Genomic DNA, 24,035 nt, shown 5'->3' on the forward strand with positions numbered 1-24,035 from the left:
TCGCTATGATGTTTTAATTAAGTAGTGAACTAAAGTTACTCGGCTCATATTTTCACATCAGCCCCCTTTTAATAGAGTTAACTCACCTCAAACGTCAGCCTCTACTCCCTCTAATAAATACTATATTCATTAATACCAATCTTTTGATATTTGATAACAAACAAATTGCAAACAACCGCTATACTGATATCAAATTGAATATTAAGGAGAAAATAAGTGAGATTTTTATCTAGAAGGCTGATCATGCCAAATGACCTAAATTATGCCAATGCATTATTTGGTGGCAGAATATTAGAATGGATTGATGAAGAAGCTGCAATTTATGCTATTTGTCAATTAGAAACAAATTGCTTGGTAACGAAACACATTGGTGAAATATCTTTTGAGTCTCCAGCTATACAAGGCGATGTTGTAGAGTTTGGTTTAGAAACGAAGAAAATAGGTAGGACGTCTATTACAGTAACTTGTATTGTAAGAAATAAAGCCACTAAATCAGTTATCTGCATGGCTGATGATATTGTTTTTGTAAGAGTTAATCCTGATACTAAAAAGCCAGTTCCACACGGAAAAACAAGTGTAGATTTAGAAACAAAAAAATCAGAAGATTTACTTTCTATAAGTGAGTAGTAAGCGAGTAATGTATTAGCTTTGTTAGGTAAAAAGTCTTCAATTAACTCAGGGCAAAGAATATTAACCTTATGGTATTAGATATGCCACATTAACTGAAGTCATTACTTTTATGAACACTCAAAGCTTTCGTAATACAGCGTTCTTGATAAATGAACTATTACTATGCGACAACACAGTAATAGTTCGTTAAAGCAAAGACTTCAATTAAAATAAATAGCTTACGCCTAAACGTATTGTTCGTGGCTCAATGGGATGATAATGATTGTCTTCAACACCTTCTTGCGCTTCTCCTAACAATCTACTTGTATAAAGATAATCAATGTCATGATGATTACTGTCTAATAAATTAAGCATAGATAAATCAAACTTCCAGTCATCTAACTCATATTCTGCATTTGCATTAACAACAGTAAAACTGTTTGATTGATTCTCGTTAAAGCTATCCAAAGTACGTTTGCCAAAATGACGAATACGTAAATTAGTTTTTAATTCTCTATTGTATTGCCAGTTAAGTCCCACACTAGCAACAAACGGTAACGAACCGTCAATATAATTTCCTTCGTCATCAGCGTCTTCACTAAAACGAGAATGAGTCATTGCTAATTCAACATCAGCAGTAAGGAAAGTAGTTAACCAAATATTACTCGCAAACTCGACACCTTTACGAACAGATGCTCTACTTGCTTCGGTATTTCCTGCATCGCCAACAAACACTAATTCAGAATCATTTTCTAAATACCAAAATGACAGCGATGCATTATATTCATTCAGAGAAGATACTCTAAAGCCAAATTCGCCGCCTTGACCACGCACTAATAAATCAACGGGGTCTGCACTTTCACCTGTAGTAGGATCTTCATTGATGACGACACCACGAGCATCATTCGAATGAAAAGATTGACCTATGTTGGTATAAGCCTGCCACTGGTCGTTAATAACATAACTTAGTCCTGCTTTAAAATTGGTTATATGATCATTCGCATTACCACTATTTACAGCTAAATCACTATCCACATCTACAGAAAGAAAATCATGTCGAACACTACCATTTAAGATCCAGTTATCGTCTAAATAGGCATCTACAGTATAAAATAAGCTAGCTGAATATTCATTAACAGCATCGGTACGTATCGCAGATAAACGTTCTCTCTCTTTAGTTTTATATAAACCCACTTCAGAAATATCATCATATTGAACATCAATACCAACTTTATGGTGTAAATGTGAATTACCAATATTGGTATTAATTATTTTAGTAATATTTGCACCGTATATATTGCGATCATCTACTTGTTCAAATTGATCACCATTTACAGGATCATCTAAGTAATAAGTGAAATTTGAAAATAAATCTAACTTACTTGCTATTGCATAAGCCGAAAGTATCCAATCTGAGTTTTGCCAGTTCATAGACAAGCTGTAGCGGCTTGATTCACCACCTACGGTTGTATCTATAGAACCAAATTCATCTATAAAGCCAGAAGAAATTGCACGTTCAGGAATTTGATCTGCGGAATTCCAACTATTGTCATAACCCAACAAAGTCACATTTAATAATCCACCCGCAACAACATGCTGATAACGAGTAAATAAATTCTTTTTATTTACATTTTCGTTAATATCAGTCCAAGGCCCATCATTACTTTGAATTTCAGCTCCAAAAGCTAAGTTACCTTTATTAATCAGTAAGTTGTTACCAACCACAATACGTTGATAACCATTATCACCTAATTCAACTTTTGCTAAAGGTTGCTTAATAATCGACATTAAAGAAAAATTAGCGGAACCAGCAGTAGAGAAGTCACCTTGCGTACCTTGATATGGACCTTTTTGATAATCAATTTGTTGAATAAATTCAGAAATAATAAAGTTTAAGTCGGTATAGCCCTGGCCATGACCATGGGTGCGCATATTTACAGGCATGCCATCCAAGCTAACGCTAAAATCTGTACCATGGTCAAGGTTAAAACCACGTAAAAAATACTGATTGGCTTTACCTGAACCGCTATGTTGAGTTACTACCATTCCAGGAACAAATTCGAGGACTTCGCCAGCCCTTAGCATAGGTCGTTGATCTATATCTCCATATCCTACAACGCCCTGTGACGCTGATAATGAATTACCTATTAAGTAAGATTGCTTACCATATACAACAAAATGCTCTAAGTTCGCACCATCAGCTAAAACACCGCTAGAAAGGGCAATAAGGGATAAACTAAATAATTTTTTCATTGGTATTAGAAGACTATTATAAACAAGATTAGAAAAGCAAAATCTATTGCTCTTATTTGATAAGTGAATGTTATATTAAAACAAATTTTAGCTCAATGGCTCCCCTTTAAACTGCACATTGTTTCCTTATTTTGGTAATCATCATACATATTAGTTTAGAGGTTAAACTAACCACAATGAACTCATGTAGGTGAAGCATGATTTTATATAAAAGAATCTTACTCTAATAGCACGTAACCATTAACTTAAACACAGCAGTCATTTCATAAAATGACTGCTGTATCCAGCATGATAAATAATTAGGAATCCAAAAAATATTTGAGTGTTAACTAAAAGAGTTCACTATTAGCTATATTACTCAAGCCATGCCTCAATTACACAACATGACTTTCTTTACTCTCTTCTAATAACTCAGTTTGAGTATAAGACCAAGCGTTCAAAATGGCTTTAACTAACGTCGCCAAAGGTATAGCAAAGAACACGCCCCAAAATCCCCATAATCCGCCAAAGAAGATTACCGCGATAATGATAGTAACGGGATGTAAATTAACAGCTTCTGAAAACAATAAAGGTACTAATAAATTACCATCTAGCACTTGAATTATACCGTAAGCTAACATCACATAACCAAACTCAGCCGATACTCCAAACTGAAATAAAGCTACAAGCACAACAGGCAATGTAACAATAGTCGCCCCTACAAACGGTACAAGTACTGACAACCCAACTAACACACCAAGTAATACCGCATAATTAAGACCTAAGAATATAAAGGCTACAGTTGAGGTTATACCAATAATGAGTATTTCAATAACCTTACCGCGGATGTAATTCATGATCTGTTGGTTCATTTCATTACCCACCTGCAACGCCATTCTTCTGTCTTTAGGTAAGAATTTAGTGATATTTAGCAGTAATGCTTTTTTATCTTTCAAAAAGAAAAACACCATTAAAGGCACAAGAATAAGGTAAATCATTAAAGCGACTAAGTCAGAAATAGAATTTAACGAAGCTTTTAAAATAACTTTACCCCATTCTATTAGTTTCTCGTTCACCATTTTGATCATACTTTCAATTTGATCAGGCGTTACAATCTCCGGGTATTTATCAGGTAACGTTAATAAATACGTTTGCCCCTCAGATAACATATGAGGAAATTCTTGCACTAAATTACTCGTTTGTTGCCACATCACCGGTACTAAACCTAGCATAGTCATTAGGGTTAAAGTGACAAAGGCACATACAACAATACTAACTGAACCTGTACGCGAGCCACCAATCTTCTGTAATTTATTTACGGGTAAATCGAGTAAAAATGCAATAGCAATAGCCACAAAAACAGGCATTAATAGATGACTAAAAAAATAGACGAATAGAAAAATACTAATTAAAACCATTACTAATGCGATAGCACTTGGATCTGAAAAGTGACGTTTATACCAATTAGTGAAAAGTTGAACCATAAATAAATTTACCTGTTTTCTATCAGTAATTCGACAATACCACTAGCTGATACTGTACTTGAGAATGGATATCCTGCTTGAGTTAAATACTTAGGGATATCATTTTTTGAACCTTTATCAGCAATACTAATCAAACATTTATCATTAGTTTGCATTTTTTTTAAAATCACGCGCATCTTAACTAAAGGAAGTGGACACTTTTCATTTGTTGCATCGTATTTGTGTAACATAAACGCTAACTTACCTCCTTTAACTTTATATTTAAAAGGCTCTTTAAAGTATAGAGAAATTGATTTAAAAACAATGACAAAAGTTAACATATAACAGACTTATCGGATATATAAATAATTAAACCTACATTCAAAATAAGTAACTATTTCTTAATTTTTTATTTAATTCCATTTTGGCATTATTTTTATTGTTATCAACATATTTGTCGTTAATAAAACTGATGCAAATAAACTAAATTTTGACATAAAAGAAGTAAAACTTATTTAACAACTTGGATTATATTGTTTGCTGTAGAAAGTATCTTTAAATCAACAAATTATATTCCAACTGTGTTTATCAAGAGTTCAAACTAATTGTCTTAAATTGTAGCTAATGAAATGTAACAAAAAGACAATTTACAAGGTCTACTCATTATTACACTATGTTTTGAGATTAGTATTTAATAAAAGTTATGTAAATACTGCTAAAAGGTTTAGTTTCAAATACATGTATAAGCAGTTTATTTACAAAATAAGTTAAGAATAATTACACCAACAAGTTTTCACTTATTTTGATATTATTGTGCATTAATACCTAGTTATGTAAGGTATAAATTAAAGGTGCGCTGTTATTTCTACATATTACTAGAGGTTATTGATTTTAATATTTATTACGAGTCTAAATCTTAAATCAAAAAAATTAATTATAAGTATGTTAAAAACAAAAAAATTAATATTATCGATGGGGCTATCACTAGCTCTAACAACGGCTCCAATATTTGCTCAAGATAGCAAAAATAAATTACCTTCAATTGGTGCAGCCGGATTTAGCGCTTTATCTATAGATAAAGAGCAACTGATTGGTAATGCAATGATGAGACAACTTCGAGCATCACAACCTATATTGCATGATCCCGTACTCAGTGAATACATTAATAGTTTAGGAAATTTACTTGTTAAGAATGCTAATGATGTCAATTACGCCTTTGAATTTTTTATTATTAATTCAAAGGAATTAAACGCCTTTGCATTCTTCGGTGGGCATATTGGTATACATAGTGGATTAATAACCACAGCAGCCAATGAAAGTGAATTAGCGTCAGTTATTGCACATGAAATATCTCATGTAACTCAACGACATTTAGCGAGAAGACTCGAAGAACAAACCAGAACTCAATCTTTATCAATGGCAGGTATAGCCAGTGGTATATTACTCGCTTTGGTAAACCCTGGATTAGGCATGGCAGCATTAAGTACCTCACTCGCTTTAACTCAACAAGCAGGTATTAACTATACACGTGGTAACGAAAAAGAAGCCGATCGTGTAGGCATCGCCTTACTAGCAAATAGTGGTTTTGATCCGCAAGGCGCTCCTAACTTTTTTGGTAAAATGGCTGAACAATATAGGTACGTAAGTAAAGTACCAGCGATGTTATTAACGCATCCGTTGCCTGACTCACGTGTTTCAGACGCTCGGATCAGAGCACAAAACTACCCTAGTGTTAATCTAAAACCAAGTTTAGCCTTTGAATTAACTCAGGCAAGAATAACAGCACGATACGAAAACAACTCAAAAGCCAACGTAAGTAGGTTTGAAGATTTATTAAGAACTGAAGATTACAAAATCAAAGAGGCGGCACTTTATGGGTTAGCTATTTCTCATTATGAAAATAAATCAGCTATTAAGGCGAGAGAAATATTAGAGACTTTGCTGCAAGCTGATCCTAATAACCTTTATTATGTAGATGTTCTTTCAGATGTGTATATTGAAACCAAACAATTTGATAAAGCTATTACTTTACTTAGTCGACTAAACTCGCTTATGCCGAACAATCAAATTGTGGCTCTTAACTATGCCAATGTTTTGCAAGAAGCAAATCAATTGGATCAAGCGAGCAATGTTTTACAAGATTTATTAATTGCGCAACCCGAGCACTTTGTTGCATACGACTTATTAACCACCATTTATAGAAAACAAGATAAAATAGGTCAAATGCATGCGGCAAAGGCTGAAGTATTTGTTTTATTGGGCATTTACCCTAAAGCAATAGACGAGTTACAAAATGGAATTAAATTTTCAAAGGATACCCCCTTGTTTCAAAAGCGTCTAAAAGCGAGAATACTGCAACTAAGAGAACAAGAAGAAAAACTGAAAAGATTATAAAATTAAACAGGCTAAATACTTAACTATTTAGCCTGTTGCTATTCAATATTGAAATCAAATTAAAAGAGCTAATTATGTACACTATTTACCACAACCCTAGATGTTCAAAAAGCAGACAGACGCTACAACTTATTGAAGAAAAACAAAAAGAAGTGACTGTTGTAGAATATTTAAAAACGCCACTCAATAAAGCTCAAATTAATGAATTGCTTAATTTACTAAACATATCACCTATTGAAATGATGCGTACAAAAGAAGCTGAATTTAAAGAGCAAAACCTTAAAGGCGCAAGTGACGAAGTTCTAATTGAAGCTATGGTTAATACCCCAAAGCTTATTGAAAGACCTATCGTAACAAATGCTACATCTGCTGTTATTGGCAGGCCTCCAGAAAACGTATTAACTTTGTTTTAATTGAGTAAAAAACAACATGATAAAAGCAACAACCTTTTCCCTTAGTACATTAAAAAATATCGCCTTAACAGGATATTTTGGATTACTATTTTTTATGCCGCTATGGTTAGTAGTACTTAATCCCTCTGAAGGTTTAAGCATCACATTATCTTTAGTTTTTTTTACTTTACCTTTACTATTCCCGTTAAAAGGACTGCTTCAAGGTAATCCTTTTACTTATGCTTGGTCTAACTTTATTGTAATGATTTATTTTTTACATTCGTTAACCACATTATGGGTTTCTGCAGACGATACCCTTTGGGCAATAATAGAATTAATATTCGCAAGTTTAATGTTCTTTGGCGGTACTTATTATGCGAAATTTAAAGGCCAAGAATTAGGTTTAAGCCTAAGAAAGAAAAAGGACGAAGAAGCTTAATTTTCTCAACAATGGCTAATCGACCACTTTATAGGTTAAATATAACTTATATAAAGCTTAGCCATTTAATAACTTATCCCCGCAGTCTAAGCCAGAATAGGACGTTTAATGAAACTGACTACTAATTTATTACTCCTGAGTACTTCTGTTCTATTCTTATCTGCTTGCGGTGGTGGTAGCGATTCAGCTAATAATACAGTAAGTAGCGCAACACCAAGTTCAATTGTGTTAAATGAAAATGACATCAATGAATTTGATGATGACATTGCAATTAACCAAGCCGTTGACTTATTTCTATATTTCCCACAATCCGAATTAACTAACATTTCCTGGCAACAAACTTCAGGTGAGGCTGTTACGTTTTTAACTCCGAATAGTAAAGGTATTGCCTTCACTCCAACCAGTGCAGGTAGTTATACATTTGAAGTAACCTTTACAACGCAATCAGGTAGTACTGAAACACGTGTGCATGAGCTTGATGTTTCAAATGAAATATCAGCTATCTCAGCACGCTTGGGGCATGTAGTTTCTGAAGGTGCAGATGTTTCATTAAGAGTTAACTTAGCTTCAGCTCTAACAACAAACTCGATAACATGGACACAAACTTCAGGTCCTAGCGTTAGTTTTACAGAATCAAGTTCAGGTAAAACAGCCGTTTTCTTTACAGCGCCAGATGTAGAACAAGATACATTTATAACCTTTGAAGTTAGCGCATCAAATGCAAATTCGAGCTACAAAGACAATGTTGCTGTTTTAATTGAAAATAAAAATGATATTTCAAATGGCGCTATTTTTGATGAAAGAATTAGTGATACTTTTGTTTATAACGAAAACTCTCAGTATAAAAATAACCTAATACAGTGTTTGTACAGCAATGAGATAACGGTGAGTAATATATGTACGTTAAATACTTTACCCTTAATTGCACACGACACAACAACTCCTAGTGTTGACGACATTATGGATCGCGTTATTGTTTCTCATGAGTGGATGGGTAACAGATTTAAAGAATTTCTAACTTTATATGACACAAACAACGATTTAAAAAATATGCTTAGAGCAACCACGGGGATTGTAATATCTTACGATGTTATACCCTCATTTTATTGGGCTGCTACAGGCGCTATCTACTTAGATGCCAATAACTTTTGGTTATCGATAGATGAACGAGATACTTTAAACGAAGCACCTGATTATAGAGCTGAATTTGGTAGTGATTTGCAGTTTGATATACCTTGGCGTTATGTAAAAAACAACGACTATTTAAGTACTTATATTTCTGAAGATACAAGAAGGTCTCGCGATTTAGAAGAAAATGTTTACAGCATTATTAGCCTTTTGTATCACGAACTGGCACACGCTAATGATTATTTTCCCAAAAGTTATTGGTTTAATATCGACAAGAGTCAAAAAATACTTGATGCCATTCCAAATACCATCCAATCCGAATTGTTAAGTTTTACTTATCCGCTATACGGGGCTGAAATGCGCAGTTTAGCAAGTGTAAGTTTTCATGGCACATCGGCAACTAATGTACAAAAGGCTTACACACCTTCAGATATCACCGAATTATTTTCTGTTGAATCTGCACCTCAATTTTATAATTACTCAAGTATCAATGAAGATTACGCCATGCTATTTGATGGTTTCATGATGAAAGCTAGATATGATATCGACCGAGATGTTGCCATAACCAATTATGTTGGTGCCGGTGGCTATGCAAGTGATTATATTGTTGATTGGGGTCAACGTGGACGTATTGGTGAAGAAAATATAAAGCCACGTATCGCATTTGTTGTAGAGCGCATTTTGCCTGAATTTGAAGATTATCAGTTCGTTATAGATAATTTACCAGAGCCAATAGCCATGGAATCAGGAAAGACTTGGATTGATAATTTAGCTATTAGCCCAGCAAGTACGATTAACACACCTGAGTTGTTATTTAAGGATGAAGCTAACTTGAGTATTTCACTAGAAAAAACAAGTCAAATTAAAGAAGCTAATAACACACGTCCGGTAAACGGCTTAGGTGGAATATTTATAGAAAAGCCATTACCCAAAAAATAGACTTATTCTAAACTTTATAAATTTAAATGTTTGGCTTCAATAGCTCGTAAAGTAATTAAAAAACTACGAACCAATATGAGGGAAAATATCTTTTATAAATGGAATAGTAATTTTTCGTTGCTCTCTAATTGATGCTTTATCTAATTCATCTAAAGCACTGATCAAATTACTCATTTCTCTTGATAAACGTGTCAGTAAAAATTTGGCTGAGTCATTAGCTAAAATCAAGCCTCTTTGTTCGGCTCTATATTGTAATGCTAGTATTTTTTCATCATCATGAATGGGTTTAACTTGTTCTGTTAAGCCCCAACTTAATCTTGATAACAGATCAGGTAGTTTAATATCTAAGTTCCCAACATTCTGATCACCCGAAATAATAAGACACTTCCCCTGCTCAGTCACACGATTAAACAAATCAAATACAGCTCGTTCAAAGTCATCATTGCCCGCAATTAAATGAATGTCATCTAAACAAATAACATCTATCTGCTCTAAACCGTCGAACATCTCTGTTGAAAGTTGAGCAAGTTCACTAAAAGACAAGTTTAATGAAGATAAACCAAGCTGTTCGGCATAAGCACAACTCGCGTGTAACAAATGAGACTTACCTACTCCTTTAATACCAAACAAATATAACGCTGTAGGATGTGGCTCTTGCTTTACAAGAAGATCAATAAATCCTTGTAGTTGAATAACCACAGGCTGATTTTCCTGACTTTGAAAGCTTTGAAAAGTTTCGTCATCGGGTAATTGAACAGACAAGCTCAATTGTGAAGTATATTTCACTCATTTCCCCAATAAAAAACAGGTACTTCATTAATACGTTGCCCAATTAATGGGTCAATGTATTGTTTTAATTTATTATTGAGCTGTAATGAAGCAAAAATACTTTCAGGAGTTCCAATTAATGTTAGTAAAAAACGTCTGTTATTACCTTCGGCTTTAATTAGTTTCACTGAGCTAATGGCTGAAAGCTTTTCAAGAAATTCACTCACTTCAACATATTTAGCTAGAGAATCAATATTAGCTACATCAATAATTAACTCATGATCACTTTCTGTAGTTAAGGCATATTTCTTCGAAATAAAGCTGGTTATGTCTGACATGGCGTTTTTAATTAAGGCAAGTTCGTCTAAACCTTGGTAAATATCACCCGTTACAACTTTATTACTTTGAGTCATAGTAATATGCCAATCAATAGTAACACTTGCTTGTAAGCACTCCATGTCACATTCAGGCGTAACATCTTCTAAAGAATAAGAATTCCTATTTTTAGAAACTCTTATAATAACAATTGATTCTGGAGCATAACGTTCAGACGCAAGCTTTATAGGGTCAATAAAGCGTCCCCATAAATCAGGAATTTCAACATTTTGATTATCCGTTAAGTCCATTAGCGGTAAAACAACAGGTAAACCACGTTGTTCTGCTATTTTAGAAATTTCATCATGTAAAGGTGACTCATCAGTTTCTGAAATAACATGGCGCGAATAACCATCTTCTACCACAATCCAAAAAAGTACGAGTGGACGAAGTCGTCCCCATAATGGAATGTTCTGTTGAAAAAACAGTTGAGTGATACGTGTTTCATCAAATGAAGCAACAAGATGCGTTTCACCATTGTCATTAATATAGTTAAACTGCGTTAAATATTTTGCGTAACTAGGTGTTTCAGACCTTATAAATTCGTTTGATAATATTGCATCATCACCTGAAACCTTAACTAGCACAGCTTCTAAAGCAGCTTTGAGTGCGCTGTTTTGATCTTTCTGTGTTTGTGAATTTAAAGCAACTTTAGCGGTGAAAAGATCAGTTACTTCAACCGCAACAGCTGATTTACATAAAAAAAGAAGAGTAAAAACAATCCAATATCTAAACATATCAAAATAAATTAAAAGTATAATTGTGAAAATATTAACATATTGTTGATATATTTAGGCAGATATTAAAATAATTTATTAAAAGATTTTCACCAAGCCCTCGCGCTGATAGAATATGCGCCACAAACATCCCATTAGTAATTTTATTGAGGTCTCCACTGTGAGTGAACAAAAACAATCCCTAAGCTATAAAGATGCTGGCGTTGATATCGATGCAGGTAACGCACTTGTTGAAAATATTAAAGGTGCCGTTAAACGTACTACTCGCCCTGAAGTTATGGGCGGCTTAGGTGGGTTTGGCTCTGTATGTCAAATCCCTACAGGTTACAAAGAACCTGTAATGGTTGCTGGCACTGACGGTGTTGGTACTAAATTACGTTTAGCTATTGATTTGAAAAAGCACGACACAGTTGGTGTTGATCTAGTTGCTATGTGTGTAAACGACTTAATAGTTCAAGGTGCTGAACCACTATTCTTCTTAGATTATTATGCAACTGACAAATTAGATGTTGAAGTAGCCTCTGCTGTTGTTTCAGGTATTGCTGATGGTTGTGTTTTATCTGGTTGTGCTCTAGTGGGTGGCGAAACTGCTGAAATGCCAGGTATGTATCACGCAGGTGATTACGATATAGCTGGTTTTTGTGTAGGTATAGCTGAAAAATCTCGTTTATTAGACGGAAGTGCCGTTGCATCTGGCGACCAACTTATTGCTTTAGGTTCTTCAGGCGCTCACTCAAATGGTTACTCTCTTATCCGTAAAGTGTTAGAAGTTAACAATACAGATACAAACGAATTACTAAATGGAAAGTCAATTGGCGACCATTTAATTGAACCAACTAAAATTTATGTTAAATCTGTTCTAGCTCTACTTAAAGAAGTTAATGTTCATGCTTTATCTCATATTACTGGTGGTGGTTTCTGGGAAAACATTCCTAGAGTTTTACCAGAAAATGCTCAAGCGGTTGTTGACGAAAGTACTTGGGAATGGCCTGAAATTTTTAACTGGTTACAAGAAAAAGGTAATATTACGACTCACGAAATGTACCGTACATTCAACTGTGGGGTAGGTATGATCATTGTTGTTCCAGCACAAGAGCTAGAAAAAAGTATTGAAATACTTAACAATAACGGCGAAAAAGCTTGGCATATTGGTGCAATCACCGATTTACCAGCAGGTGAAGAACAAGTTATTATCAATAAAGGTTAATCATTAATGACTAGCCGAATTGTTGTTTTAATTTCTGGCAGCGGTACTAATTTGCAGGCAATTATTGACGCCTGCAAAACTGATGGCTTCCCAGGTAAAGTAGTGGGTGTTATATCTAACATCCCTACAGCCTATGGCCTAACCCGTGCTCAAGATGCCAATATAGAAACCTCTACGTTATCTCATAAGGATTTTGATTCTAGAGAAGCTTATGATCAGTCCCTCATTACTGTAATAGACCAATATAAACCAGACGTTATCGTACTTGCTGGTTTTATGAGAATATTGACTCCTGCTTTTGTTCAACATTTTCAAGGAAAATTATTGAACATTCATCCATCTTTGTTGCCTAAGTACCAAGGTCTAAATACTCATCAGCGTGCAATTGATGCTGGTGACACTGAACATGGTGTTAGTGTGCATTATGTTACAGAAGAATTAGATGGTGGCCCTGTTATTTTGCAGGCTAAAGTACCTGTTTTTGATGGTGACACCGCTGAAGATTTAGCTAGCCGAATACACGAACAAGAACACCGTATTTATCCATTAGTGGTTAAGTGGTGTTGTTTAAAGCGCGTAGTTATGCAAGGTGAAAAAGCATTATTTGATGGTGATATCATTCCAGCTTCAGGTTATGCTAGCGAAGAATAGCTATAGTTTAATTTGATTGATGCAGTTTTGTTTATGTTTTATTCTTGTTTATAAAACAAGGCTTAAGCAAACTGCATTTTAGGAAATGTAATGTTAAAACACCTTTACCCATGTATTTTATTATTATCTGTATCTTCACATTCTTTAGCTCAACCAACTCAAACAGTAACAGACAGTGAAGCTAAGCCATTACTCGATCCAATTAATTTATCTTCTCCTGACACATTAGTCACACCTTTTAAGGCTACTTATTCTGTTTTACATAAATCAAAACAAGTCGGTACAGCAATTAGAGAGTTAGAGAAATTATCTGATAACACCTACCGTTATAATTATTCGACTGATATAGAATGGTTGATTTTTGATGACAAACGCGCAGAAGAATCAATAGTTACTATAAAAAATAATCATGTTATCCCTCAACATTATAAATACACGCGTGAAGGAACAGGCCGAGATAAATTTTATGAATGGTCTTACGATATTGCGAATAACTCAGGTACAAATATTAAAGAGAAGAAAACACTCCCAATAGAATTTCCTGAGAATGTCCAAGATAGTCTAAGTTATCATTTACAACACAGACTGAATTTACTTAAAAATCCTGAGCAAAAAACCTTTGTTTATCCTGTTATCAGAACGTCAGGAGATATAAGAGAATATGCTTATGAATACGATGGAACTGAAGATTTAATGCTGCCTTACGGTTTAGTTAAAACCATCAAACTAAAACGAGAAGTTACAGAAAAAGAACGTGTAACTTATGCCTGGTTTGCTCCTGAACTAAATTACTTATTAGTCAGGCTTTACCAAGCTAAAGGTGGAACAGAACAATTTGAAGCTCAATTAACTGCGGTAGAAACTTATTCAGCCCCAGACAAGCAAAAAGAAACACATAAAGTGTTAGCACCAGTTGCTGAACTTAATAAATAACATTTAAATAAGTAAAAATAAAAGGCGAGTATTTTATAAATACTCGCCTTTTTAGATCGATAGCCAGAACAAATCCACTAAGCTAATTGTTTAATTCTTCACCACATGCGATTGAGCAACCTAGTTTGAATAAATGCCACTGCCCTTTAGACATTTTGTGCCATTCTTCATCATTAGTTAATGGCTGCGTAGCAATAACCGTCACTATATCGTTGTCTGTTGTTTCTTGATTAAAATTCACTTCCATTTCAGCGTCTATTAAGCTGGCTTTCCCAAAAGGAGCCTTACGAGTGATCCAATGTAAATTGTTATCACAATAAGCAAACAGGCATTCACCATTAGTAATAATAATATTGAATACACCATGACTATTTAGCTCTTCGCTTAAACTAGCGATATAAGTAAATAACTCAATATCATCAGGTTGTTTAGCACCATATTTAATATGAATTTGATCTAACAACCAGCAAAAAGCAAACTCACTGTCAGTTTCACCAACAGGTATATGATATTTAACGGCTAACTTATTATGAACATCTTTTAATTGTCCATTATGGGCGTAAGTCCAGTGACGCCCCCAAATTTGACGAGTAAAAGGATGTGTATTCTCTAAGCTAATGCCACCGGAATTAGCTTGCCTTATATGACAAATGACAGATTCACTTTTAATGGGATATTCAGTCACCAACTTTGCAATAGGAGAAGCTGAACTCGGCAAAGGATCTTTAAAACTTCGACAGCCCTTACCTTCATAAAAAGTAATACCCCAACCATCTTTATGTGGTCCTGTATTTCCGCCTCTTTGCATTAAACCGCTAAAGCTAAAACAAATATCCGTGGGGACATTGGCACTCATCGCCAATAATTCACACATGATTAATACTCCTCACAACACAAAAATGGGCTAAAATAATAAATTAGGTATAAATAATGATATTTACTATTATTAATTGGTCTTAACAGTTAATAGCTTCGTATTACTAGATGAAACTTATCAGCTAAACAGATAAATTATAAAGTAATTGCCTCGCAAAATATAAGCACGTCATAATAACATGCTGATGCGTAATATTATTCTATAATAATCATGTTGTTATTTATTAATTTATCGCGACTTTAATTGATATAAATACTATTATCTTAAATCGTTTTACACACTATCTATTATGTTTACCTCTTTGGAGAACACATAATAAATTCGGGGAGATTGTATGGAATTTTTCACTTGGTTTGTTATCGCCATAGCACTTTGTATATTTATGGCCTACAACAGAGCTTCGCTTTCAACCTTCAGCTTAGCATTTATTACTTTAATGGCGGTTGGAACATTTTTAGACATTGTTAGTTTTATTGGTTGGTTTATTTTCGCAATTATTGCGATCCCCCTCAATGTATCTAGTGTAAGAAAAGAATATATTAGCGCTCCTTTGCTTAAGATATTTAGAAGTATAATGCCAGATATGTCGACGACTGAACAAGAAGCTATCGATGCTGGTACCACATGGTTTGAGGCTGAATTATTTAAAGGTAATCCTAACTGGAATAAATTACATAATTATCCTAAACCGCGTTTAAGTGCCGAAGAACTTGCCTTCTTAAATGGTCCTGTTGAAGAAGTATGTGCCATGACAAATGATTGGGAGGTTACTCATGAACTTGCCGACCTTTCACCAGAAGTATGGCAATACCTGAAAGACAAAAAATTCTTCGCTATGATCATTAAAAAAGAATTTGGTGGTTTAGATTTCAGTGCTTTCGCACAATCTAGAGTATTGCAAAAGCTTTCATCTGTAAGTTCAGTTCTAGCAAGCACGGTAGGTGTTCCTAACTCTTTAGGCCCTGCTGAATTATTACAACACTATGGAACAGAAGAACAAAAGAATTACTACCTTCCTCGCTTAGCAACCGGTGAGGAAATACCTTGTTTTGCTTTAACAAGCCCTGAAGCTGGTTCAGATGCCAGTTCAATTCCTGACTTTGGCGTTGTATGTAAAGGTGAGTTTGAAGGTAAAGAAGTACTCGGTATGAAACTAACCTGGGACAAACGTTATATTACTTTAGCACCTGTAGCGACAGTATTAGGTTTAGCCTTCAAATTAAGAGACCCTGACCATTTAATTGGTGACAAAGATGACTACGGCATCACTTGTGCTCTTATTCCTACCGATATAGAAGGTGTTATTTCGGGTCGTCGTCACTTTCCATTAAATATTCCTTTTCAAAACGGGCCTACGCAAGGTAATGAAGTATTTGTTCCTTTAGACTTTATTATTGGTGGTGCTGAAATGGCTGGCCAAGGCTGGAGAATGTTAGTTGAATGTTTATCAGTTGGTCGAGCTATTACTTTACCGTCTAATAGTACAGGTGGTGTTAAATCACTTGCGCTAGCGACAGGTGCGTATGCAAGAATTAGACGTCAATTCAAATTATCTATTGGTAAAATGGAAGGAGTTCAAGAACCATTGGCACGTATCGGTGGTAACGCCTATTTAATGGATGCTGTAACGACTATGTCTACCGGTGCGATTGACTTAGGTGAAAAGCCTTCAGTTATTTCTGCTATTGCTAAATATCATTTAACCGAGAAAATGAGACAGTGTGTTTCAGACTCTATGGATATTCATGGTGGCAAAGGTATTTGTATGGGTAAAGGTAATTACGTAGCCAGAAACTACCAAGGTGCCCCTATCGCAATAACAGTAGAAGGTGCCAACATTTTAACGCGTAGTATGATCATTTATGGTCAAGGTGCTATTCGTTGTCATCCATACGTTTTAGCCGAAATAGCTGCAGCTAAAAATGAAGATGCTAAAGAAGCATTAGACGATTTTGATCATGCATTATTTGGTCATATTGGATTTTCTATTAGTAATATTTGTCGTAGTTTATGGTTTTCATTTACAGGTTCACGTTTACAAAAAACACCTTTTAGCGATCAAACAACTCGTTATTACCAACTACTCAATAGATTTAGTTCAAACCTTGCTATGTTGTCAGATATTTCAATGGCGACATTAGGTGGCGAACTGAAAAGAAAAGAACGTATATCGGCACGTTTGGGCGATGTACTTAGCTACTTATATTTATCGGCTGCAACCCTCAAACGCTATAATGATGAAGGTCGTCAAATTGAAGACTTCCCTCTCGTTCAATGGGCATTAGAAGACAGCTTATATAAAATTCAAGAAGCGATAGATGATCTTATTTCTAACTTCCCTAATAAAGGTGTTGCGTTATTTTTAAGGTTCACCATATTCCCATTAGGTACATGGTTACAAAAACCTTCAGATACTACCGATCAAAAAGTAGCTGAAATATTACAAACACCTAGTGAAACGAGAGATAGAATTGGTAAGTGGCAATATTTGAAACGTGATCCTTCTTTCCCAATGGGGCAACTAGAAGAAACCTTAGAAGATATTGTTGCTTGTGAACCTATTTACACTAAAGCATGTAAAGGTTTAGGTAAGTATCTACCATTCTATAAGTTAAACTTAGTGGCTGAAGAAGCTTTAGCTGCGGGTATTATTACTCAAGAAGAAGCTGACTTACTTTGTAAAACGGAGATAGGACGCAAAACAGCGATAGATGTTGATGATTTTGATTCTGAAGACTTAAGTTCAAAGAGTTAATATCAGAACTCACTTAAAAAAATAGAGATAAACAAAGAACAATCACTTTGTTTATCTCTAACAAAAAGTGAACCAATAAAACCCCTGGCTCACCTACCTCAACTATCAAAATTATTAATGGGTTTTTAAATTCAAGCTAAAAGATGTACCTTGACCTAATTGGCTTTGTACTCTTATTTCACACTTCAGTAACTCTAATAACTTTTTAGTAATTGCCAAGCCTAAGCCCGCATGTTTGTTTTCACTTTGAATAGCATTACTCGCACGATAACGTGCATCAAAAATATAGGCTATTTCTTCAGCTTTTATGCCTGTTCCATTATCTTTAACAACTAAATAACATTGGTCATTATTTACCTCTGAAATCTCTAATTGGATACTTCCACCCTCAGGTGTATGACGTAATGCATTATCAATTAAGTTACTTAATACCCTTTCTAGTTTACCGATATCACTGTAAACCTGAATAGATGAAAATTCTGGAACAATACTGATACTAATATTCAACGCATCAGCTTTAAGTTGAAACTTAGCCGTCACGTCATACAAAAGCTCGGTTAAATTAAAGCTTTCTAAATTAATTGAAACTTGTCCACCTTCTAAATGCGCTAGCTCAAATATTTGGTCAATTAACATTTTTAATTGATTTGAGTTTTTAAGCGCTGTTTGCATAAACTTTCCACGAGCTTCTTCATCTATCGAATCACCTTTAATGGCAATGGTTTCCATATAACCTTGTAATGAAGCAAGAGGCGTTCTTAAATCGTGAGAAATGTCGGCTAGAAGCTCTCTACGGTGAATATCAGTTTGTTTAAGCTTTTCAATTTGATCGTTTATTTGTTCAACCATCTCATGAAATACAGTTCCTAGCTGATGAACCTCGTTTTGGCTGTTATCCATCCATGAATGAAGTTGCACTTGAGAACGGTCAAAATTAACTGATTTCAAAGCATTTATATCAACAATTAAATTTCGTAAAGGATTAGTAAAATATCTAAACAAACCCAACATGATCATAAATAAAAACAGTAACGCCACTACAAAAAATACTAAAGAAAGTTCCATCTGACTATTCTCTTGTTGTTTAGTATAAGCAGATTCATATTGCTCTCCTGCTACAATGACATACAAATAACCTTGCAGTTGCGTTCCGTTAAATACGGGAGATGCAGAAAACACTTTCTTACGTGATGAATGTTTAGGATCATCACCGTAAACAGGAAGGCTTACTTGATTTTTTGTTAACTGGATTAAAGGAATTAAATCAACTTTCTTCCTTTTTATCAGTGAACTGTCGATAGAGTGTGTTAACAAATTTCCTTGTGGATCAAGAAAATAGAATTCAAAAGCAGGGCCTAAAATCATTAAAGTATGAAACAGGTTTTTAAGAGCTGCGTAATCATATACCCCTTGTTGTAACAAAGGGTTATCTCTAGCCAGATTTGCAGCTAACGATAGATGTAACTGCTGTTCTGATTCATAACGTGTATTCTTTTCAACCTCTTGAGACCAAAAATAAAACACACAAACAATAGCGATAAATACGCCAAATAATGATAATGAAAGCCGTTGATATAATGATAACTTCATGCACTTACGCCTTGTTTACAAAACTTATAACCAACCCCCCATACTGTTTGTACAATTTCAGGATTAGTCGCATCTTTTTCAATTTTACTTCTTAAACGGTTAATATGTGAATTTACCGTATGTTCATATCCACTATGATGATATCCCCAAACAGAACTTAATAACTGAGAACGAGAAAATACTTGTTCTGGGTGAGATGCTAAATATAAAAGTAAATCGTACTCTGTTGAGGTTAAATCTAAATCTTTTCCTGCTAATGTTGTTTTATGTGAAAGATGATCTATTTGTAAATTCCCAACTTTTAAACATTCATCAGGTTCAACCGCTTGTTGTGCGTTACTTAATAAATGAGCCCTTCTTAATAAACTTCTAACTCTTGCTTGTAACTCCCTTACGCTAAAGGGTTTTGTCATGTAATCATCAGCGCCCAATTCTAAACCTAATACTCTATCAATTTCAGAGTCTCGCGATGTAACCATTAAAATAGCTTGTTCAGGTTTTCTCTCGCGTAGTTGTCGGCAAACATCTAATCCTGAAATACCAGGTAACATTACATCAAGGAGTATCACATCGTAATTGTTACTTGATGTTAGCTCCAAAGCCCCTTCCCCAGTTAAACTGTGTGTAACATCTAATGATAATTCTTCTAAATTTAATTTAATTAAATCGGCTATATCTTGTTCGTCTTCAACAACCAAAATGTTATCCATTTGGTAATCCTTCGATCATTAATAAGAAAATCTACTCATCATTCGCAGTTTTTCTTTAGCGCTATTATAACCCGTGTAATAGTCAACTTATGTTGAATGAACCAATGCATTGCACTCTATTCAACCTTATTCTTAATGTTATGTGACTCTTTATTCTCTGCAGAAGAAGTCGGAGTCATCGACATAAGATCACTATTATTCTCGGTACCTGAGTCATATGAACCAGTTAATGAAGAAATACTTTCGTAAAAAACAAAATAATTTGATTTAAATGCAAACTCCTCAAGGTTGTAATATATTGATCTACATAATTTAACAGATTAAAAATCTTAAATTATCAATACAAATTCAAGAGTCTGTATTACTAGTTGCTATAAAATCATTTAGATAAGTTAAACTAACATTACTTATGGGGAAGTCATTATAAATAATTTACAAAGACCTTTATCCTGAGATTAGGCCAAATATAGTAACGAATAACTTAGCAATTTTTATTTGGTTATTAACATCTAGAAAATAATTATGAAAGAAAACAATCTCGTTAGCATCACGGAACTATCACAAAACCTTCACAATTCATGTCAAAAAATATTATGACTAAAATGGAGATAACCAGTGAAAAAGGTACTAAGTAACCTCAGCTCGGGCTAAGCTATTTTACTCAATAATGCTATTTAAGCGCCTATCTACAGTGCCTGCATGGATGCAGGCACTTGGTTTTTATCAGAAATAAAAAACCGTATTTTTACACCCAATAGCCAGCTATTGCTTTATAAAAATGCCTTGATAATCACATAAATTTCATCATTGAGAGAGAATTAAGGCCTTTTATGTTCTTAATCTTGATAAAGCTAAAAGATAGTTTAATAAATTAATGAGTTATTAAATCCATTAACCCGAGTTGAGGTTAAGTATTATTCATTGGTCTTTTTAACAAATGTTCTTAATAAGAGAGACTAGGAAAACCTTCTAATATAACAACTGATTTACAAAAAATAAGAACAAAATAATAGTGAATGAAAACTGCATCTTAAAGAAGAATTTAGCTATACTAGCTTTATCAAAATTTTATATAAAGCGATAAGGTAATCACTAAAACAGTCTATGAAGTATTTGTTAACGCCCCACATTTTTAATCAAGCAGCTACTATTTTTTGGAATAAACGCTGGCGATTATTACAATGGAGCTTATTTAGTTTTATCCTTTTTCTTATACTTCAAAATCAAATAGAGCTATCTACACCTACACCGCTTGTTTGGTTAGCTCTGTTTATCGTATTTTTTGCTTTGCAGATGTTGGTTTTAGCTTCATTCATTTTTTTCTTTAAAAACTTACCCTCTAAAAAAGCAAAATCGCGTGGTTGGTATAATTTTTATCGAACGATTGAATGGTGCGAAGCCTTTATTTTTACTTTACTCATCCCTTTTCCAATACTAACTTATTTATACATGTTATTTATTTAGATAAAAACTTAACTCTACATCAATAGTAAGCGTTTAAAATCAAGGAACGGCATTGAAAACATCATCAGATAATACCCAATCAAATACGCCCCAACGCAGTGTCAAAAACGATCCTGTTATAAAAAACTTATTATCCCGTATGCCTAAAAGTGTTGCTGAAAGTTTTGATGATGAGCAGCTTACAAACCTAATGACGGCTATTGGCTCAAGAAGTTGGGGAAATCATGCTGTTGATAAACGTGGTACCTTTAAAATTCCATTTTATCGATGGCGATTTTATTATGTATTGCTTGTTGGACGAAATCATCGTGAATTATCACGCCAAGAAAAACGCTTATCGTTAGTAACTTCAGCTGTATTTTCATCACTATTCTTAATGTTTTGTGCTGCACTTGGCTTACTTGTGCTGTATTTAATTAAGTCAGCACTAGGAATAGATTTATTACCTGGATTTTCTTTTGGCATTTGGACTTGGTTTAAAGGGCTTTGGTAAATAAAACCGAACAGCCCTTTTACAATATAACTTGAGTTAAATAACCTGAGTTCAAGTTGGCTAATTGTTAATTAACCTCAACTAGTTTTCCATTATCAATAGTTACAATTCGATCAGCTATCTCAGCTAAATGTTTCTCATGAGTGACAATGATAACTGTTTGGTCTTTTAGCAACGTGGCAAGTTGAGAATTAAAATCTTGTTTACCTTCTTTGTCTATCATAGAGGTAGGTTCATCAAGCAATAATATTGATGGCTTAGCCAGCAATGCTCTGGCTAAAGATAATCGTTGACGTTGTCCACCTGAAAGTAAAACACCATTTTCACCTACTTGCGTTTTGTACCCCAATTCGAGTTCATTAATAAATTCGTGGGCTCCAGCTTTAATAGCTACAGTTTTAATTTCTTCTTTTGTAGCTTGCGGGTAACCATAGGCAATATTGTCCATTATCGTGCCATCGCATAAAGCAATATCTTGTGAAACAAAACCTATGTACTTCCTTAATACCGATAAATTTATCTCATTAATATTAGTATCGCCAATAGTAATAACTCCAGTAGAAGGCTCTATAAAACGCATTAATAAGTGTAAAACGGTTGTTTTCCCCTTACCATTTTGGCCAATAATAACTAAGGTTTCACCGGCTTTAATATCTATATTTACATTATTAAGTAAAATATCGTTTGAGTTATAGCTAAAGCTGATATTTTTAAAGGAAATCATATTACCTGAAATATTTTGCTGACCTTCTGCATTATCGATAGGTTCAGGCGACATATTAAATACGTTAATTAATCTCTTTGAAGCACCTAAGGCTTGCTGAACCTGACCATACAAATTAGCTAAAGCACTCATTGGTCTAGCAAATAATAAACCGTACATTAACAAAGTAATTAAGTCAGGCATTGATAACTTACCTGTTTGATAATGTATAGCACTCACTACAACTACCATCAACACGCCAGATGTTACTAACAGTTGAATTAAAGGTGATAAAATAGCTTGTATTTTCAGTTGTTTTCGACGAAGTTCTTGGATTTTATACGCATTGTTTTTAAAACGATTTGATTCAACATTCTCTCTAGAGAAGGCTTTTACTAATTTAATTACACCAAAGTTCTCACTCGCAATAGCGACGGAAGTTGCTTGCCCTTGCACAATATCTTCAGTTAATGGCTTAATTCCCTTACCCAAAACTTTCAATAAAATGAAAAACGCTGGCACCATGCAAATAATGATCATAGTAATCGTTAAACTGATTGAAGCCATTAACACTAAAGAGCCCGTTAATATTAATAACGATGGTACTAAGCTAGTGATAACTCCTGAGAGGAAATAACTAATAATACTTACATCATTGCTAAGCAAAGCAAGTGTTTCGCCCTTTTTATTATTATTAAAATATTTAACAGGGAGTAGTTGGATATGATCATATAAGCGACAACTCAACTGAGTTAAGATTTGTGCACCAATAAAGTTAATTTTATAAGTGGAGAAGAATCGTAAAATAGCCTGAAGAATAAATAAAGATAACCAAATCAGGGCTAACCATTTATAGCCAAAATCGAAAAATGTTTGGTTTTCTAAAACACTCTTTGAAAACTTTCCAGCAAACCAAGGCACACTTAAACTAACCAAGCTTTCCAGTACCATCAAAAAAATAACAACGAGTACCCCCTTCTTATATTGCTTTAGAAAAGAGAAAAAATAAAAAAAGTTCATCTTATTTGTATTAGTTTTCAAAAAAGTCCCTATTGCTATTTTGTTTAGACAAGTTATTTGATTTAACGCAGATAACTCAATAAATATATTAACTATAATATCACTATTTAGTGCTATAAACATTTTACCTTAAGAATGAAGAAATTCGAGCTACTC

19 protein-coding genes are annotated in these 24,035 nt (G+C 34.1%); 10 read left to right on the forward strand and 9 right to left on the reverse strand.

From position 1 onward, the window contains the following. The first annotated feature begins 216 nt into the window (after window positions 1-216). Entirely contained in the window at window positions 217-627 is a 411-nt protein-coding gene (locus tag Q5N69_RS07085) for an acyl-CoA thioesterase (RefSeq protein ID WP_304368166.1), read from the forward strand. A 207-nt stretch (window positions 628-834) separates the two neighbouring features. Here Q5N69_RS07085 and Q5N69_RS07090 read toward each other — a convergent pair whose 3' ends face one another. The 3 genes from Q5N69_RS07090 to Q5N69_RS07100 all read right to left on the reverse strand — a co-directional run bounded on the left by Q5N69_RS07090 (window position 835) and on the right by Q5N69_RS07100 (window position 4,555). After that, window positions 835-2,862, reverse strand: a complete 2,028-nt coding sequence (locus tag Q5N69_RS07090; RefSeq protein ID WP_304368167.1) for a TonB-dependent receptor — start codon at window positions 2,860-2,862, stop codon at window positions 835-837. Window positions 2,863-3,236: 374 nt separating this feature from the next. After that, window positions 3,237-4,325, reverse strand: coding sequence for an AI-2E family transporter (locus Q5N69_RS07095; RefSeq protein WP_304368168.1), 1,089 nt, complete (start codon window positions 4,323-4,325; stop codon window positions 3,237-3,239). A gap of 8 nt (window positions 4,326-4,333) precedes the next feature. Beyond that, a complete protein-coding gene (locus Q5N69_RS07100; RefSeq protein ID WP_304368169.1) occupies window positions 4,334-4,555 on the reverse strand; it encodes a sulfurtransferase TusA family protein in 222 nt (73 codons plus the stop codon). Between the two features lie 691 nt (window positions 4,556-5,246). On the opposite strand from Q5N69_RS07100, the gene Q5N69_RS07105 reads away from it, so the two are divergent. The 4 genes from Q5N69_RS07105 to Q5N69_RS07120 all read left to right on the forward strand — a co-directional run bounded on the left by Q5N69_RS07105 (window position 5,247) and on the right by Q5N69_RS07120 (window position 9,596). After that, on the forward strand, window positions 5,247-6,698 hold the full coding sequence (locus Q5N69_RS07105; protein WP_304368170.1) for a M48 family metalloprotease: 1,452 nt from the start codon (window positions 5,247-5,249) through the stop codon (window positions 6,696-6,698). Window positions 6,699-6,769: 71 nt separating this feature from the next. After that, window positions 6,770-7,111 (forward strand): arsenate reductase (glutaredoxin), encoded by a 342-nt coding sequence (arsC, locus tag Q5N69_RS07110; RefSeq protein WP_304368247.1) that lies wholly within the window; start codon window positions 6,770-6,772, stop codon window positions 7,109-7,111. A 16-nt stretch (window positions 7,112-7,127) separates the two neighbouring features. Beyond that, window positions 7,128-7,529 (forward strand): DUF2069 domain-containing protein, encoded by a 402-nt coding sequence (locus Q5N69_RS07115; protein WP_304368171.1) that lies wholly within the window; start codon window positions 7,128-7,130, stop codon window positions 7,527-7,529. Between the two features lie 108 nt (window positions 7,530-7,637). Then, window positions 7,638-9,596 carry a hypothetical protein gene (locus tag Q5N69_RS07120; protein ID WP_304368172.1) on the forward strand — a complete coding sequence of 653 codons (1,959 nt, stop codon included), beginning with the start codon at window positions 7,638-7,640 and terminating at the stop codon, window positions 9,594-9,596. Between the two features lie 63 nt (window positions 9,597-9,659). On the opposite strand, the gene hda is transcribed toward Q5N69_RS07120, so the two are convergent. Both hda and Q5N69_RS07130 read right to left on the reverse strand, forming a co-directional pair. After that, the gene (gene hda / locus Q5N69_RS07125; RefSeq protein ID WP_304368173.1) at window positions 9,660-10,382 is read right to left on the reverse strand and encodes a DnaA regulatory inactivator Hda; all 723 of its coding nucleotides are present in this window, start codon (window positions 10,380-10,382) and stop codon (window positions 9,660-9,662) included. Beyond that, entirely contained in the window at window positions 10,379-11,476 is a 1,098-nt protein-coding gene (locus Q5N69_RS07130; protein WP_304368174.1) for a DUF2066 domain-containing protein, read from the reverse strand. Before Q5N69_RS07130 ends, hda begins: the two co-directional genes overlap by 4 nt. Before the next feature lie 160 nt (window positions 11,477-11,636). On the opposite strand from Q5N69_RS07130, the gene purM reads away from it, so the two are divergent. The 3 genes from purM to Q5N69_RS07145 all read left to right on the forward strand — a co-directional run bounded on the left by purM (window position 11,637) and on the right by Q5N69_RS07145 (window position 14,267). Beyond that, a complete protein-coding gene (gene purM / locus Q5N69_RS07135; protein WP_304368175.1) occupies window positions 11,637-12,683 on the forward strand; it encodes a phosphoribosylformylglycinamidine cyclo-ligase in 1,047 nt (348 codons plus the stop codon). Between the two features lie 6 nt (window positions 12,684-12,689). Beyond that, window positions 12,690-13,334, forward strand: coding sequence for a phosphoribosylglycinamide formyltransferase (purN, locus tag Q5N69_RS07140; protein WP_304368176.1), 645 nt, complete (start codon window positions 12,690-12,692; stop codon window positions 13,332-13,334). Between the two features lie 90 nt (window positions 13,335-13,424). Then, on the forward strand, window positions 13,425-14,267 hold the full coding sequence (locus tag Q5N69_RS07145; protein ID WP_304368177.1) for a DUF3108 domain-containing protein: 843 nt from the start codon (window positions 13,425-13,427) through the stop codon (window positions 14,265-14,267). A gap of 82 nt (window positions 14,268-14,349) precedes the next feature. On the opposite strand, the gene Q5N69_RS07150 is transcribed toward Q5N69_RS07145, so the two are convergent. Continuing rightward, a complete protein-coding gene (locus tag Q5N69_RS07150) occupies window positions 14,350-15,141 on the reverse strand; it encodes a class II glutamine amidotransferase (protein WP_304368178.1) in 792 nt (263 codons plus the stop codon). Between the two features lie 337 nt (window positions 15,142-15,478). Between Q5N69_RS07150 and fadE the strand changes: the two genes are divergently transcribed. Continuing rightward, complete coding sequence (gene fadE / locus Q5N69_RS07155) at window positions 15,479-17,899, forward strand: acyl-CoA dehydrogenase FadE (RefSeq protein ID WP_304368179.1); 2,421 nt, start codon at window positions 15,479-15,481, stop codon at window positions 17,897-17,899. A gap of 114 nt (window positions 17,900-18,013) precedes the next feature. Here fadE and Q5N69_RS07160 read toward each other — a convergent pair whose 3' ends face one another. Together Q5N69_RS07160 and Q5N69_RS07165 are read right to left on the reverse strand one after the other, a co-directional pair. Then, window positions 18,014-19,489 (reverse strand): cell wall metabolism sensor histidine kinase WalK, encoded by a 1,476-nt coding sequence (locus Q5N69_RS07160; protein WP_304368180.1) that lies wholly within the window; start codon window positions 19,487-19,489, stop codon window positions 18,014-18,016. Further along, window positions 19,486-20,199 (reverse strand): response regulator transcription factor, encoded by a 714-nt coding sequence (locus tag Q5N69_RS07165; RefSeq protein WP_304368181.1) that lies wholly within the window; start codon window positions 20,197-20,199, stop codon window positions 19,486-19,488. The genes Q5N69_RS07160 and Q5N69_RS07165 overlap by 4 nt, the downstream gene beginning before the upstream one ends. Before the next feature lie 1,516 nt (window positions 20,200-21,715). Between Q5N69_RS07165 and Q5N69_RS07170 the strand changes: the two genes are divergently transcribed. After that, window positions 21,716-22,156 carry a hypothetical protein gene (locus tag Q5N69_RS07170; RefSeq protein WP_304368182.1) on the forward strand — a complete coding sequence of 147 codons (441 nt, stop codon included), beginning with the start codon at window positions 21,716-21,718 and terminating at the stop codon, window positions 22,154-22,156. A gap of 67 nt (window positions 22,157-22,223) precedes the next feature. Here the strand turns inward: Q5N69_RS07170 and Q5N69_RS07175 are convergent, their stop codons facing one another. Further along, a complete protein-coding gene (locus Q5N69_RS07175) occupies window positions 22,224-23,900 on the reverse strand; it encodes an ABC transporter ATP-binding protein (RefSeq protein WP_304368183.1) in 1,677 nt (558 codons plus the stop codon). Window positions 23,901-24,035 lie beyond the last annotated feature (135 nt).

Source organism: Pseudocolwellia sp. AS88 (assembly GCF_030551755.1).
GTDB lineage: Bacteria > Pseudomonadota > Gammaproteobacteria > Enterobacterales > Alteromonadaceae > Pseudocolwellia.

What these genes read in the sequence shown, in the direction of transcription:
- Q5N69_RS07090 (WP_304368167.1), bottom strand. Translation starts at nt 2,862, where the DNA reads ATGAAAAAATTATTTAGTTTATCCCTTATTGCCCTTTCTAGCGGTGTT.
- Q5N69_RS07095 (WP_304368168.1), bottom strand. Translation starts at nt 4,325, where the DNA reads ATGGTTCAACTTTTCACTAATTGGTATAAACGTCACTTTTCAGATCCA.
- Q5N69_RS07100 (WP_304368169.1), bottom strand. Translation starts at nt 4,555, where the DNA reads ATGTTACACAAATACGATGCAACAAATGAAAAGTGTCCACTTCCTTTA.
- Q5N69_RS07105 (WP_304368170.1), top strand. Translation starts at nt 5,247, where the DNA reads ATGTTAAAAACAAAAAAATTAATATTATCGATGGGGCTATCACTAGCT.
- Q5N69_RS07115 (WP_304368171.1), top strand. Translation starts at nt 7,128, where the DNA reads ATGATAAAAGCAACAACCTTTTCCCTTAGTACATTAAAAAATATCGCC.
- Q5N69_RS07120 (WP_304368172.1), top strand. Translation starts at nt 7,638, where the DNA reads ATGAAACTGACTACTAATTTATTACTCCTGAGTACTTCTGTTCTATTC.
- Q5N69_RS07130 (WP_304368174.1), bottom strand. Translation starts at nt 11,476, where the DNA reads ATGTTTAGATATTGGATTGTTTTTACTCTTCTTTTTTTATGTAAATCA.
- purN (WP_304368176.1), top strand. Translation starts at nt 12,690, where the DNA reads ATGACTAGCCGAATTGTTGTTTTAATTTCTGGCAGCGGTACTAATTTG.
- Q5N69_RS07145 (WP_304368177.1), top strand. Translation starts at nt 13,425, where the DNA reads ATGTTAAAACACCTTTACCCATGTATTTTATTATTATCTGTATCTTCA.
- Q5N69_RS07150 (WP_304368178.1), bottom strand. Translation starts at nt 15,141, where the DNA reads ATGTGTGAATTATTGGCGATGAGTGCCAATGTCCCCACGGATATTTGT.
- fadE (WP_304368179.1), top strand. Translation starts at nt 15,479, where the DNA reads ATGGAATTTTTCACTTGGTTTGTTATCGCCATAGCACTTTGTATATTT.
- Q5N69_RS07160 (WP_304368180.1), bottom strand. Translation starts at nt 19,489, where the DNA reads ATGAAGTTATCATTATATCAACGGCTTTCATTATCATTATTTGGCGTA.
- Q5N69_RS07165 (WP_304368181.1), bottom strand. Translation starts at nt 20,199, where the DNA reads ATGGATAACATTTTGGTTGTTGAAGACGAACAAGATATAGCCGATTTA.